Below are 13,042 nucleotides of genomic sequence, written 5' to 3'. Positions count from 1 at the left end.
GAGCCGTTGGGCTGACGACCGCTGTGGCGCACACCACTACCGTCGAAGGCGTGACTGTGATCGCGACCGAAAGCCTCAGCAAGCGGTTCCCCCGGGTGACCGCTCTTGACCGGCTCTCCCTGGACATCGGACCCGGTGTGACCGGACTCGTGGGTGCCAACGGAGCCGGCAAGTCCACCATGATCAAAATCCTGCTCGGACTCTCCCCCGCCACGGAGGGCACCGCCCAGGTCCTGGGCATGGACGTCCGGACCTCCGGCGCCCAGATCCGTGAGCGCGTGGGGTACATGCCCGAGCACGACTGCCTTCCGCCGGACGTCTCGGCCACCGAGTTCGTCGTCCACATGGCGCGGATGTCCGGGCTGCCCGCCACCGCCGCCCGCGAGCGGACCGCCGACACCCTCAGGCACGTCGGTCTGTACGAGGAGCGGTACCGCCCCATGGGCGGCTACTCGACGGGCATGAAGCAGCGCGTGAAACTCGCGCAGGCCCTGGTCCACGACCCGAAGCTGGTCCTCCTGGACGAGCCGACGAACGGTCTGGACCCGGTCGGCCGGGACGAGATGCTGGGACTGATCCGCCGGGTCTGGACCGACTTCGGCATCTCCGTCCTCGTCACCTCGCACCTCCTCGGCGAGCTGGAGCGCACCTGCGACCACGTCGTCGTCATCGACGGCGGCCGGCTCCTCCGCTCCAGCTCCACCAGCGACTTCACCCGGACCACCACGACGCTCGCGGTCGAGGTCACCGACTCCGACACCCACCCCGACGGCACGGCGGCCCTCCGCGCGGCCCTCTCCGGTGCGGGTGTCACCCTCCACGCGGGCGTGGAGGACGGCCTGCCCGGCGCCGGCCACATCCTCCTCCTGGAAGCCCCGGGCGAGGAGACGTACGACCTCGTGCGGGACACCGTCGCCGGTCTCGGTCTCGGTCTCGTCCGCATGGAGCAGCGCCGTCACCACATCGCCGAGGTCTTCCGCCCCGAGGCGTCCCCGCAACACGAGGACCCGCAGCACGAGGAGGTGCCGGCCCGATGAGCACCCAGACCCCCCAGCCCTCCCAGGCCGCTCCCGACACGACCCGCATCCACAACATCGGCTACCGGTCCTACGACGGCCAGCGTCTCGGCCGGGCGTACGCGCGCAGGTCGCTGTTCTCGCAGTCGCTGCGCGGCGCGTACGGCCTGGGCCGCAGCGCCAAGTCCAAGGTGCTGCCGATGCTCCTCTTCGGTGTGATGTGCGTTCCCGCGCTGATCATCGTCGCGGTCGCGGTCGTCACCAAGCAGACCAAGCTGTCGATCGAGTACACGCAGTACGCGATCTTCCTCCAGGTCGTCATCGGCATCTACCTGGCATCGCAGGCACCGCAGTCGGTCTCCCGCGACCTCCGCTTCAGGACCGTGCCGCTGTACTTCTCCCGGCCGATCGAGCGCGCGGACTACGTGCTCGCGAAGTTCGGCGCGATGGCCTCGGCGCTCTTCCTGCTGACCTCGGTCCCGCTGCTGATCCTCTGGATCGGCTCGCTGCTCGCCAAGATGGACTTCGGCACCCAGACGCAGATGTTCGGTCAGGGACTGCTCTCCGTGGCGCTGCTCTCGCTGCTGTTCGGCGGCATCGGGCTGGTCATGGCGGCGCTCACCCCGCGCCGCGGCTTCGGTGTCGCCGCCGTGATCGGCGCGCTGACCATCTCGTACGGCGCGGTCTCGACGCTCCAGGGCATCGCGTACGGCACGGACAACCTGGGCGCCATCTCCTGGCTCGGCCTCTTCTCGCCGATCACGCTCATCGACGGCGTGCAGACCGCCTTCCTCGGCGCGCCCTCCTCCTTCCCCGGAGGCGAGGGGCCGGGCGCCGGCACCGGTGCGGTCTATCTGCTGGTCGTCCTCGCGCTCATCGCCGGCTCGTACGGCATCCTGATGCGCCGCTACCGAAAGGTCGGGCTGTGACAACGCTCCACATCGACCACGTCTCCCGCTGGTTCGGAAACGTCGTGGCCGTGAACGACGTCACGATGACGGTGGGCCCGGGTGTCACCGGCCTTCTCGGGCCCAACGGCGCGGGAAAGTCCACCCTGATCAACATGATGGGCGGCTTCCTCGACCCCTCCACCGGCAGCGTCACCCTCGACGGGCAGACGATCTGGGGGAGCGAGTCGGTCTACCGCGAGATCGGCGTCGTGCCCGAGCGGGAGGCGATGTACGACTTCCTCACCGGCCGCGAGTTCGTCGTGGCCAACGCGGAGCTGCAGGGCCTCGGCGCCAAGGAGGCCCAGCAGGCCCTGGCCACGGTCGAGATGGAGTACGCGCAGGACCGCAAGATCTCCACGTACAGCAAGGGCATGCGGCAGCGCGTGAAGATGGCCTCGGCCCTCGTTCACGGCCCGTCCGTGCTCCTGCTCGACGAGCCGTTCAACGGCATGGACCCGCGCCAGCGCATGCAGCTGATGGACCTGCTGCGGCAGATGGGCGCGGACGGCCGGACGGTGCTGTTCTCCTCGCACATCCTGGAGGAGGTCGAGCAGCTCGCCTCCCACATCGAGGTGATCGTGGCCGGGCGTCACGCGGCCTCCGGTGACTTCCGCAAGATCCGCCGGCTGATGACGGACCGGCCGCACCGCTACCTGGTCCGCTCCAGCGACGACCGGGCACTCGCCGCGGCGCTGATCGCCGACCCGTCCACGGCCGGGATCGAGGTCGACCACGCGGAGGGCGGACTGCGCATCCAGGCGGTGGACTTCGGACGGTTCACGGAACTGCTGCCGAAGGTCGCGCGCGAGCGGGGGATCCGTCTGCTGACGGTCTCGCCCTCGGACGAGTCCCTCGAATCGGTCTTCTCGTACCTCGTCGCGGCCTGAAAGGAGCCTGACCGATGTACAACCCCACAGTCGCCCGGCTCACCTACCGGGCCCTCCTCGGCCGCCGCCGGGCCTTGATCCTCTTCCTGCTGCCCGGGATGCTGCTGCTCATCGCGGCGGCGGTGCGCGCCTTCAACGGCGCGGACGACCAGGTCGCGGCCGATGTCCTCGGCGGCTTCGCGCTGGCCACGATGGTGCCGCTGATCGGTGTGATCGCCGGTACGGGTGCGATCGGACCCGAGATCGACGACGGCTCGATCGTCTATCTGCTGTCCAAGCCGGTGAAGCGGCCCTCGATCATCTTCACGAAGCTGATCGTGGCGATCGCGGTGACGATGGTCTTCTCGGCGGTGCCGACGTTCATCGCCGGCTTCATCCTCAACGGCAACGGCCAGCAGGTGGCCGTGGCGTACACGGTGGCGGCGCTCGTGGCCTCCATCGCGTACAGCGCGCTGTTCCTGCTGCTCGGCACGATCAGCCGGCACGCGGTGGTCATCGGCCTGGTCTACGCCCTGGTGTGGGAGGCCCTGTTCGGCTCCCTGATCGCCGGCGCGCGGACCCTGAGCGTCCAGCAGTGGGCGCTCGCCCTCGCGCAGAAGGTCACCGGCGACGGCCTGGTCACCTCCGAGGTCGGCCTGACGACGGCGGTGGTGCTCCTCGCCGCGGTCACGGTCGCGGCGACCTGGTTCGCCGGCCACAAGCTCGGCAAGCTGACCCTGGCGGGCGAGGAGTAGACCGGAAGAGCAGGAGACGCGGTACGGCTCCGAGGATCACCGCCCCGTCCCCGGGAGCCCCACCCCGGAGCCGCACCGCAACCCCCCACCCCTCACACCGCCCGGTCCCGGGCGGCGAGCAGTCCCACGGCGAGGGCCGCCGCGCAGACGCCGAGGACCCCGCAGATCGGCAGGGTCCAGGAGCCGGTGGCCTGGTGCAGCGCGCCGGCCGCGAGCGGCCCCGCGGCGGCGAGCAGATAGCCGACCGTCTGGGCCATCCCGGACAGCCGGGCCGCGGTCACCGCGTCCCCGGAGCGGAGCACGATCAGGGTCAGGGCGAGACCGACCGCACCGCCCTGGCCGACCCCGAGCACCGCCGACCAGAGCCAGGCACCCTCCACCGGCGCCACCATCAGACCGGCGTAACCGGCCGCGACCAGCGTGGTGACCAGCACGATCAGTGGACGCTGGCTCCGCATCCGGCCGGCGAGCAGCGGCACCACGAAGGCGCCGGCGACCTGGATCAGGTTGTTGAAGGCGAAGACGACACCGGCCGTGGAGCGGCTCATCCCGTGGTCGGTGAAGATCGTCGGCATCCAGGCGATCAGCACGTACGACCACAGCGACTGCAGGCCCATGAAGAGCGTGACCTGCCAGGCCAGCGCCGAGCGCCAGACGCTCACCGGGCGGCCGCCGACGGCCGGGACGGCCCGTACCTCATGGCCCGTCCGGCCCCGGGCGATCAGCACCTGGGGCAGCCAGGCGACCGCGGCGACGACGGCGAGCAGCGACCAGGAGCCGAGCGAGCCCTCCCAGCCACCGCCGAGCGCCTTCTCCAGCGGCACGGCGGCCGCCGCCGCGACCGTCGCACCGGCGATCATCGCGCCCGTGTAGACCGAGGTCATCGCCGCGGCCCGGCCCGGGAAGTCACGCTTGATCAGGCCCGGCATCAGCACATTGAGCAGGGCGATCGCGGTGCCGACGAGGAGGCCGCCGCCGTACAGCGCGTACACGGAGGGCAGTACGCGCGCGAGGATGCCGACGGCGAGCAGCAGCAGGGCCGCGAACAGGACGCGTTCGGCACCGAAGCGGCGGCCCAGCCAGGGCGCGACCAGCGCGCCCACGCCGAGGAACAGCACCGGCACCGAGGTGACGAGCGAACTCGCCGTCGCGGAGAGCCCGAAGGCCTCGGATATCTCGCCGACCAGGGGCGCCACGCTCGCGAGCGCGGCCCGCATGTTCAGCGAGGCCAGCACGATGCCGGTCAGGAGCAGCGCCGGATGCGCGAGCAGCGCCCGCCGGGCCGCCGCCCCCGCCGCCGACCCCTGGACCCAGGCCTCGGCGTCGACGAGCACGGGCGCGGACGCCGGTACGGGTACGGGCGCGGTGGAATCCCTCGGGCCCGTGCCCGTCTGTGTCTCCGCGCCCATCAGGAGTTCTCCGTCAGCGCCGCGACGGTCTCCATCGGGACCCGCAGCAGCTCGCGGGCCTGCCGCTCCGCCGCCTCCGGGTCGGCCGCCTCGATCGCCGCCACCAGGGCCTCGTGGGCGTCTATGTCGACCGGCGGCATCTCCCGGTCGCCGAGGGCCTCCACGAGCACCTCGTGGACCTGGGCGGAGAAGAACCGGTAGACCTCGACGAAGGCCGCGTTGTGGGTGGCGCCGACGACCGCCAGGTGGAAGGCGAGGTCCGCGTCCGCGTCCCGGTCGCCCTCCTCGCGCAGGGTGGTCAGGGCCGCCCGGAGCCGCAGCAGGTCGTGGGTGTCCCGCCGGGCCGCCGCGAGCCGGGCGGCCTCGGCCTCCAGGGCCACCCGGAGTTCGAGGACGTCGCCCGCGCCCGCGTGCCGCATCCCGCGCAGCACGGCCGCCGGATCGGCGGTCGACCTGACGAAGGTGCCGTTGCCCTGTCGGGATTCGAGGAGACCCGCGTGGACCAGGACGCGGACCGCCTCCCGGACGGTGTTGCGGCCCACGCCGAGCTGCTGCGCGAGCTCGTGCTCGGTCGGGATGCGGTCGCCGACCGCCCACTCGCCGTCCGCGAGCTGTGTCCGCAGCTGGTCCACGACGGAGTCCACCAGCGAGGTCCGTCCCGCCGCCCTGAGTGCCATGCCGTTCCGACCTCTCCATTTGCCCGGTTGCCCAGTCATCCTACAACTGACCGTGTGGGGGACACCGGACTACTGTGGGCCCGTACGCGGACCGAACACCCTCACCACCCTCGGGAGTCAGTCATGTCAGACCGCTTCGACGTCGTCGTACTCGGAGCTGGCCCCGGCGGCTACGTCGCCGCCATCCGCGCCGCCCAGCTGGGCAAGCGGGTCGCGGTCGTCGAGGAGAAGTACTGGGGCGGTGTCTGCCTGAACGTCGGCTGCATCCCCACCAAGGCACTGCTGCGCAACGCCGAACTGGCCCACATCTTCAACCACGAGGCCAAGACCTTCGGCATCAAGGTGGACGGCACCGTCTCCTTCGACTACGGCGAGGCCTTCAGCCGCAGCCGTTCGGTCGCGGACGGCCGCGTCAAGGGCGTCCACTTCCTCATGAAGAAGAACGGGATCACCGAGTTCGACGGCCGGGGCACCTTCCTCGACGCGAACACCCTCCAGGTCGCCAAGTCCGACGGCACCTCGGAGACGATCCGGTTCGACAACTGCATCATCGCCACCGGTGCCACCCCGCGCCTGCTCCCGGGCACCGCCCGCAGCGAGCGCGTCGTCTCGTACGAGGAGCAGATCCTCGCCGCGGACGCGCCGAAGTCGATCATCATCGCCGGCGCCGGCGCGATCGGCATCGAGTTCGCGTACGTCCTCAGCAACTACGGCACCAAGGTCACGATCGTCGAGTTCCTCGACCGGATCGCGCCGCTGGAGGACGAAGAGGTCTCCAAGGAGCTGGCCCGGCAGTACCGCAAGCTCGGCATCGACGTCCTGACCTCGACCCGCGTCGAGGCCATCGACGAGTCCGGCCCGCAGGTCCGCGTCACCGTCACCGGCAAGGACGGCGTCCAGAAGGTCCTGGAGGCCGACAAGGTCCTCCAGGCCATCGGCTTCGCCCCGAACGTCACCGGCTACGGCCTGGAGGCCACCGGCGTCGCCCTGACCGAGCGCGGCGCGATCGACGTCGACGGCCGCTGCCGCACCTCCGTGCCGCACATCTACGCCATCGGTGACGTCACCGCGAAGCTGATGCTCGCGCACACCGCCGAGGCCATGGGCGTCATCGCCGCCGAGACCATCGGTGACGCCGAGACCATGGAGCTCGACTACCCGATGATCCCGCGCGCGACCTACTGCCAGCCGCAGATCGCCAGCTTCGGCTGGACCGAGGCGCAGGCCCGCGAGAAGGGCTACGACGTCAAGGTCGCCAAGTTCCCCTTCGTGGCGAACGGCAAGGCGCACGGCCTCGGCGACACCACCGGCTTCGTCAAGATCATCGCCGACGGCACCCACGGCGAGATCATCGGCGCCCACCTGATCGGCCCCGACGTCACCGAGCTGCTCCCCGAGCTGACCCTGGCGCAGCAGTGGGACCTCACCGTCCACGAGGTCGCGCGGAACGTCCACGCGCACCCGACGCTGGGCGAGGCCGTGAAGGAAGCCATCCACGGCATTGCCGGACACATGATCAATTTCTGAGGTTTCTCCCAGCTCGGGGTGATAGGCACGGATACGTGCCTCCCGAGAGCTCCCCGGGTGGCGAACCGTCCCGACCGATCAGGTCGTGGGTGCGTTCGTCACCCGGTACGCATCTGTGGCTGGCGATCATCGCGATCACCAGCCTCGTCATCGCGCTGTCCCCCGAGGGCCTTGAGACCTACCTCCTGCACCGCAACAGCAGCAATCTCCATCAGCTGGCCCACCACCCGCTGCGGGCCCTGCTCGGCAGCGCGTTCTGGATCGAGGATCCGGCCGACCTCCTGCTGTACGCGGCGCTCTTCGAGCTGATCCACGCGCCCGTGGAACGCTGGCTCGGTACACCGAAATGGCTCTTCGTCGTCGCCACGGCCCACATCGCGGCGACCCTGATCAGCCAGCAGGTCGTCCTGGTGGCCATCCGCCTCCACGACGTGCCGCGCAGCATGGCGCACGTCGTCGACATCGGCGTCAGCTACGGCCTCGCCGCCTCGGCGGGCATCCTCACCTACCGGCTGCCCGGCCCCTGGCGCTGGCTCTACCTCGCCGGAGTGGTGGGCTTCTTCGTCGTCCCGCTGCTCGCCGACCGCACGCACACCGACCTCGGGCACGCGATCTCGCTGGCGATCGGCCTGGCCTGCTACCCGCTCACCCGCGGAAAACCAGTCGCCCCCGAACCGGGCTCCGGAGCACACTAGTTGTGCGGGGGGAACGGGGGATCCCCCGAAGGGGGCGGCCGCTTCGAGCGCGCGGACCTGTCCGTGCGGGCCGCTCCCTCCCGAAACGACGAAGGCCCGCTCCCCTCAGGGGGAGCGGGCCTTCGTCACGGTCATCGAGGCTTTCGAAGCCGCTTTCGAAGCTGTTCTCGACCCGTTCTCGAAGCGGGTCTCGGAACGTCAGGCCGACAGCAGGCGTTCCAGGACGACCGCGATGCCGTCCTCCTCGTTGGAGGCCGTGGTCTCGTCCGCCACCGCGCGCAGTTCCTCGTGGGCGTTGCCCATGGCCACGCCGTGGGCCGCCCAGCCGAACATCGGGATGTCGTTCGGCATGTCGCCGAAGGCGATCGTCTCCGCCGCCTTCACGCCCAGCCGGCGTGCCGCGAGCGAGAGACCGGTCGCCTTGCTCAGGCCGAGCGGAAGGATCTCCACGATCCCGGGCCCGGCCATGACGACGTCCACGAGACCGCCGACCGTCTCACGGGCGGCCCGGGTCAGCTCGTCGTCCGTCAGCGTCGGGTGCTGGACGTAGAGCTTGGTCAGCGGCGCCGCCCAGAGCTCCGCGGGGTCCTCGTACGGGACGTACGGCAGCGGCCCCTCGTGGACCTTGTAGCCGGGGCCCATCAGGACCTCGCCCTCCAGGCCGTCGCGGCTGGCGGCCAGCGCGAGCGGGCCCACCTCCGCCTCGATCTTGGAGAGCGCGAGCCCGGCGAGCTGCCGGTCCAGGGTCAGCGAGGTGAGCAGCCGGTGCTCACCCGCGTGGTAGACCTGTGCGCCCTGCCCGCACACCGCGATCCCCTCGTAGCCGAGGTCGTCCAGGATGTGCCGGGTCCAGGGCACCGCCCGGCCGGTGACGACGATGTGCGCGGCGCCCGCCTCCGTGACGGCGGCGAGCGCGTCCCGCGTGCGGGCCGAGACGGACTCGTCGGCGCGCAGCAGCGTGCCGTCGAGATCCGTCGCGACCAGGCGGTAGGGGAAGGGGCTCACTTGGTGATCGGCTCCAGGACCTCACGGCCGCCGAGGTAGGGCCGCAGGATCTCGGGCACCCGCACGGAACCGTCGGGCAGCTGGTGGTTCTCCAGGATCGCCACGATGGTGCGCGGGACGGCGCACAGCGTGCCGTTCAGGGTGGCCAGCGGCTGGACGGTCTTCTTGCCGCCCTGCTCGTCGCGCATTCGGACGGAGAGCCGGCGGGCCTGGAAGCTGTCGCAGTTGGACGCCGAGGTCAGCTCGCGGTACTTGCCCTGGGTCGGGATCCACGCCTCGCAGTCGAACTTGCGGGAGGCGGAGGATCCGAGGTCACCGGTGGCGACGTCGATCACCTGGAACGGCAGCTCCAGAGCGGTCAGCCACTGCTTCTCCCAGTCGAGGAGCCGCTTGTGCTCGGCCTCTGCGTCCTCCGGAGCGACGTACGAGAACATCTCGACCTTGTCGAACTGGTGGACGCGGAAGATGCCGCGGGTGTCCTTGCCGTACGTGCCGGCCTCGCGGCGGAAGCAGGGCGAGAAGCCCGCGTACCGCAGCGGCAGCTTGTCCGCGTCGATGATCTCGTCCATGTGGTACGCCGCGAGGGGCACCTCGGACGTGCCGACGAGGTAGTAGTCGTCCTTCTCCAGGTGGTACACGTTCTCCGCGGCCTGGCCGAGGAAGCCGGTGCCCTCCATGGCGCGCGGACGGACCAGCGCCGGGGTCAGCATGGGGATGAAGCCGGCCTCGGTGGCCTGGGCGATCGCCGCGTTGACCAGGGCGAGTTCCAGGAGGGCGCCCACACCGGTCAGGTAGTAGAAGCGCGAGCCGGAGACCTTGGCGCCCCGCTCGACGTCGATGGCGCCGAGCGCCTCGCCGAGCTCCAGGTGGTCCTTGGGCTCGAAGCCCTCGGCCGCGAAGTCGCGGATGGTGCCGTGCGTCTCCAGGACGACGAAGTCCTCTTCGCCACCGACCGGGACGTCCGTGTGGACGATGTTCCCGAGCTGGAGCAGCAGCTGCTTGGCCGTCTCGTCGGCCTCGTTCTGCTCGGCCTCGGCGGCCTTGACGTCGGTCTTGAGCTGTTCGGCCTTCTGGAGGAGTTCGGCGCGCTCCTCCGGGGTGGCCCTGGGGATCAGCTTGCCGAGCGCCTTCTGCTCGGATCGGAGCTCGTCGAAGCGGACGCCGGACGACCTGCGCCTTTCATCGGCGGAGAGCAGGGCGTCGACGAGCGCGACGTCCTCTCCACGGGCGCGCTGGGAGGCGCGAACACGGTCGGGGTCCTCACGGAGCAGGCGAAGGTCAATCACCCCACCAGGCTACCGTCGCGCGTTCGCCCGCCCCCACCGGATAACGTCACGCGTGTTGTCACGCGGGCTGTTTCGCCCGAATTGATACCCGTGGAAATGCCGGGAGCCGGGCCTTCGCATTCAGTTATCCACAGGCTGTGCGGAAGATCTGTGGACTACGGGGAAGATCGCGTGGATTTCCCGTCCCGCACCTGGGAATTCCGTGATCAAACGCCATTGAGGCACTCATTTGGGTGGGAATTGCTCGCTCCAAAGAGTTGGTCGGGCGAGCCGTGCTGACGAGGGCTTCTTCCGCATGCTGTGGACAGCCGGGGTGGTGCCGAGGAGTGGCTAGGGCGATTTGTCGACCTTGTCGGGGTGAGCTGTCGACTTGTCCCCAGGTCGAACGCGGAGCCTGTGGATAACCGCTGTGGGTAACTGAAAAATATGCAGGTCGGACTAGTGGTTCGCACCTGTGGACGAACGCTCCCGTCGCCGGGAGCGTTCGGTCACCATCGGGTCAGGCCCGACCGTCCTGGGCCCTCGCCAGCCAGTCGGAGGCCGACATGAACTCCCCGTCCGAGGTGCCGCGCCGCAGCGCCGCCACGTCCTCGACCGCGACGCCCGCCCTCGGGTACGAGCCGAGGAAGCGCACCTTGGGGCAGATCCGCTTGAGGCCCATCAGCGCCTCGCCCACCCGCCGGTCCGAGATATGGCCCTCGGCGTCCACGGCGAAGCAGTAGTTCCCGATCCCCGCCCCCGTGGGCCGGGACTGGATCAGCATCAGGTTCACCCCGCGCACCGCGAACTCCTGGAGCAGTTCGAGAAGGGCACCCGGATGATCGTCACCCAGCCACAGCACCACCGAGGTCTTGTCCGCGCCGGTCGGAGCCGCCGGCCGGGCCGGCCTGCCCACCAGGACGAACCGCGTCTCGGCGTTCTCCGCGTCGTGGATCTCGGTGACCAGCGCTTCGAGACCGTACGTCGCCGCCGCGAACTCCCCCGCGAAGGCGGCGTCGAAGCGGCCCTCCTGCACCAGCCGGGCCCCGTCCGCGTTGGACGCGGCCGACTCCCACAGCGCCTCGGGCAGATGGGCCCGCAGCCAGTTCCTGACCTGCGGCTGGGCCACCGGATGGCCCGTCACCGTCTTGATGTCCGACAGCTTGGTCCCGGGCCGGACGAGCAGCGCGAAGGCGATCGGCAGCAGCACCTCGCGGTAGATCATCAGCGGCTCGCCGGAGGCCAGCTCGTCCAGGGTCGCGGTCACCCCGCCCTCGACCGAGTTCTCGATCGGGACGAGCGCGGCGGCGGCCTCCCCGTTCCGTACGGCGTCGAGCGCGGCCGGGACCGAGACCATGGGGACGAGTTCCCTCGTCGCGGCCTCGGGCAGCGTACGCAGCGCGGCCTCCGTGAAGGTGCCCTCGGGGCCGAGATACGTGTACCGGGTGGCGGACATACCGTCACCCTAATGGGCCCCGGAGCCACGGGCCGCCCGTCCGGTGGGACACGTCCGTCCGTGCGGCGCCCGCTCGGGGAGACACGAATGTCGGCGGGCCGCCCGCTCGGGGAGACACGAATGTCTCCGGGCCGCCCGCCCCGGGGATCACGACTCCAGGAGCCGCTGCCCCACGTACTCGCCCTCGGCGGGACCGCCCGGCACCGCGAAGAGGCCGCTGGCCTCGTGCCGGATGAACGCGGACAGCGCGTCGCCCCGGTCGAGCTTGCGCTGCACGGGTACGAAGCCCCGCAGCGGGTCTGCCTGCCAGCAGACGAAGAGCAGACCGGCGTCCGGCGTCCCGTCGGGAGCGATCCCGTCGTGGAAGGAGAACGGCCTGCGCAGCATCGCCGCCCCGCCGTTCTGTTCGGGGGCGGAGATCCGGGAGTGGGCGTTGTCCGGGATCACCGTCTCCCCGTCGGGACCGCGCTTGTTCAGGTCGAGCTCGGTGCTCTCCGTGCCACCTGTGAGCGGGGCCCCGTCGGACTTCCGACGCCCGATCACCTTCTCCTGCCGGTCGAGCGGCAGCTTCTCCCAGTCGTCGAGCAGCATCCGGATCCGACGCACCACCGCGTACGAGCCGCCGGCCATCCACTCGTCCGCGCCGCCGGCCCCGGCCGGGACGAAGATCCGCCGGTCGAAGTCGGGGTCGGTGACCTTCGGATTGCCGGTGCCGTCGATCTGGCCCATCAGATTGCGCGCGGTCATCGGCTTGGCGGTGGCACCGGCCGAGCGGTTGAAGCCGTTCATCTGCCAGCGCACCCGGGCCGCGTCGCCCGCGTCCTTCTGTACGGCGCGCAGCGCGTGGAAGGCGACGAGCGCGTCGTCGGCGCCGATCTGCACCCACAGATCGCCCTCCGAACGCCGGGCGTCCAGGGCGTCGGCGGAGAAGGCGGGCAGCGGGTCGAGCCCCCTGGGGCGGCGTGCGACGAGTCCGGTGCGGTCGAAGAACGTACGGCCGAAGCCGAAGGTGACCGTGAGGGACGAGGGGCCCGCGTCGAGCGCGACGCCGGTGTCCTCGGTCGTGGCCTTGCCCGACATCAGCGCCTTCGCCGTCACCGACCAGCGGCGCAGCAGGGCGACCGCCTCCTTGCGACCGGCGCCCGGGGCGAGGTCGAAGGCGATCAGATGACCACGGGACTGCGAGGGCGTGGTGATGCCCGCCTGATGTTCCCCGTGAAACATCACCTCGGTCGAACCGACCGTGGTCAGCAGCGGGGTGCCGTCGGTGCCGGCCCCGTCGGTGGTGCCGCCGTCCGACCCGGCCGTGGTGACGCCGACGCCGCCTGCCGCGCCGATGACGAGTCCGGCCGCGCCGGCCGCGCCGACGGTGCCGAGCAGCCGTCGTCGGGAGATCTCAAGGGTGTCGTTCTCGGTCAAGG

At 70.7% G+C, this 13,042-nt stretch carries 12 protein-coding genes; 6 read left to right on the top strand and 6 right to left on the bottom strand.

The annotated features are described in order from the left end of the window. Positions 1-56: 56 nt before the first annotated feature. From OG259_RS20845 to OG259_RS20830, 4 genes are read left to right on the top strand one after another with little or no spacing between them, the layout of a single operon-like run. The gene (locus OG259_RS20845; protein ID WP_328947132.1) at positions 57-1,037 is read left to right on the top strand and encodes an ABC transporter ATP-binding protein; all 981 of its coding nucleotides are present in this window, start codon (positions 57-59) and stop codon (positions 1,035-1,037) included. Continuing rightward, positions 1,034-1,945: an ABC transporter permease gene (locus tag OG259_RS20840; protein ID WP_328943643.1), complete on the top strand. Its 912-nt coding sequence runs from the start codon at positions 1,034-1,036 to the stop codon at positions 1,943-1,945. The genes OG259_RS20845 and OG259_RS20840 overlap by 4 nt, the downstream gene beginning before the upstream one ends. Next, positions 1,942-2,853: an ABC transporter ATP-binding protein gene (locus OG259_RS20835; protein WP_328943642.1), complete on the top strand. Its 912-nt coding sequence runs from the start codon at positions 1,942-1,944 to the stop codon at positions 2,851-2,853. The genes OG259_RS20840 and OG259_RS20835 overlap by 4 nt, the downstream gene beginning before the upstream one ends. 14 nt (positions 2,854-2,867) lie before the next feature. Then, the gene (locus OG259_RS20830; protein ID WP_266894232.1) at positions 2,868-3,587 is read left to right on the top strand and encodes an ABC transporter permease; all 720 of its coding nucleotides are present in this window, start codon (positions 2,868-2,870) and stop codon (positions 3,585-3,587) included. Positions 3,588-3,679: 92 nt separating this feature from the next. On the opposite strand, the gene OG259_RS20825 is transcribed toward OG259_RS20830, so the two are convergent. Next, the gene (locus OG259_RS20825; RefSeq protein WP_328943641.1) at positions 3,680-4,996 is read right to left on the bottom strand and encodes a CynX/NimT family MFS transporter; all 1,317 of its coding nucleotides are present in this window, start codon (positions 4,994-4,996) and stop codon (positions 3,680-3,682) included. Continuing rightward, entirely contained in the window at positions 4,996-5,673 is a 678-nt protein-coding gene (locus OG259_RS20820) for a FadR/GntR family transcriptional regulator (protein ID WP_328943640.1), read from the bottom strand. The genes OG259_RS20825 and OG259_RS20820 overlap by 1 nt, the downstream gene beginning before the upstream one ends. A gap of 123 nt (positions 5,674-5,796) precedes the next feature. On the opposite strand from OG259_RS20820, the gene lpdA reads away from it, so the two are divergent. Together lpdA and OG259_RS20810 are read left to right on the top strand one after the other, a co-directional pair. After that, entirely contained in the window at positions 5,797-7,200 is a 1,404-nt protein-coding gene (gene lpdA / locus OG259_RS20815) for a dihydrolipoyl dehydrogenase (protein WP_328943639.1), read from the top strand. 89 nt (positions 7,201-7,289) lie between these two features. Beyond that, positions 7,290-7,895 carry a rhomboid-like protein gene (locus OG259_RS20810; protein ID WP_443051989.1) on the top strand — a complete coding sequence of 202 codons (606 nt, stop codon included), beginning with the start codon at positions 7,290-7,292 and terminating at the stop codon, positions 7,893-7,895. A 198-nt stretch (positions 7,896-8,093) separates the two neighbouring features. Here OG259_RS20810 and OG259_RS20805 read toward each other — a convergent pair whose 3' ends face one another. From OG259_RS20805 to efeB, 4 genes are all read right to left on the bottom strand, one after another. Continuing rightward, positions 8,094-8,900: an HAD family hydrolase gene (locus OG259_RS20805; RefSeq protein ID WP_328943637.1), complete on the bottom strand. Its 807-nt coding sequence runs from the start codon at positions 8,898-8,900 to the stop codon at positions 8,094-8,096. Then, the gene (gene serS, locus OG259_RS20800; RefSeq protein WP_266894242.1) at positions 8,897-10,186 is read right to left on the bottom strand and encodes a serine--tRNA ligase; all 1,290 of its coding nucleotides are present in this window, start codon (positions 10,184-10,186) and stop codon (positions 8,897-8,899) included. Before serS ends, OG259_RS20805 begins: the two co-directional genes overlap by 4 nt. Positions 10,187-10,685: 499 nt before the next feature. Next, entirely contained in the window at positions 10,686-11,621 is a 936-nt protein-coding gene (gene pheA / locus OG259_RS20795; protein WP_266894244.1) for a prephenate dehydratase, read from the bottom strand. Between the two features lie 147 nt (positions 11,622-11,768). Then, positions 11,769-13,040 (bottom strand): iron uptake transporter deferrochelatase/peroxidase subunit, encoded by a 1,272-nt coding sequence (gene efeB, locus OG259_RS20790; RefSeq protein WP_328943636.1) that lies wholly within the window; start codon positions 13,038-13,040, stop codon positions 11,769-11,771. Between the last annotated feature and the right edge of the window lie 2 nt (positions 13,041-13,042).

The organism is Streptomyces sp. NBC_00250 (assembly GCF_036192275.1).
GTDB lineage: Bacteria > Actinomycetota > Actinomycetes > Streptomycetales > Streptomycetaceae > Streptomyces.
Note: the sequence above shows the minus strand (reverse complement) of the source record. Positions and strands in the feature narration are given on the sequence as shown.

Coding starts and splice junctions, on each gene's coding strand:
- OG259_RS20840 (WP_328943643.1), top strand. CDS start 1,034: ATGAGCACCCAGACCCCCCAGCCCTCCCAGGCCGCTCCCGACACGACC.
- OG259_RS20830 (WP_266894232.1), top strand. CDS start 2,868: ATGTACAACCCCACAGTCGCCCGGCTCACCTACCGGGCCCTCCTCGGC.
- OG259_RS20825 (WP_328943641.1), bottom strand. CDS start 4,996: ATGGGCGCGGAGACACAGACGGGCACGGGCCCGAGGGATTCCACCGCG.
- OG259_RS20820 (WP_328943640.1), bottom strand. CDS start 5,673: ATGGCACTCAGGGCGGCGGGACGGACCTCGCTGGTGGACTCCGTCGTG.
- lpdA (WP_328943639.1), top strand. CDS start 5,797: ATGTCAGACCGCTTCGACGTCGTCGTACTCGGAGCTGGCCCCGGCGGC.
- pheA (WP_266894244.1), bottom strand. CDS start 11,621: ATGTCCGCCACCCGGTACACGTATCTCGGCCCCGAGGGCACCTTCACG.